This window comes from Bacillus sp. SIMBA_008 (assembly GCF_046535495.1).
Taxonomy (GTDB): domain Bacteria; phylum Bacillota; class Bacilli; order Bacillales; family Bacillaceae; genus Bacillus; species Bacillus subtilis.
The window spans coordinates 1-248 of sequence record NZ_JAWRWL010000996.1 but is presented as its reverse complement, the minus strand read 5'-3'; the positions used below and the strand labels follow the sequence as shown (position 1 = coordinate 248).

Annotated in this window: 1 protein-coding gene; it reads right to left on the bottom strand. The window is 42.7% G+C overall.

From position 1 onward, the window contains the following. The coding region (locus SB658_RS26380) for a family 4 glycosyl hydrolase (RefSeq protein WP_486308224.1) at nt 1-248 on the bottom strand (248 nt) is incomplete at both ends.

Sequence of the window (248 nt, the reverse complement as noted above, 5' to 3'; positions counted from 1 at the left end):
AATTCGTGCTCAACCTGCTGGACTACCTCTGCTCTTGTTCCTTTTTCTTGGGCTGCCTTTTGCTCTTCTTCCAGCATATCTTTTGTTTTATAGTAATAGCGATGATATGGACATGGGATGACCCCTAAGCCTTTCACAAAAGAAGGTTCCCAGTCTTTCGCTTCAATGTTCTTCATAGACCACTGACTATTCGGATTTCCTAATTCTTCGAGCACTTGATCCATAATGCTGACCCCGTCTAAATACAC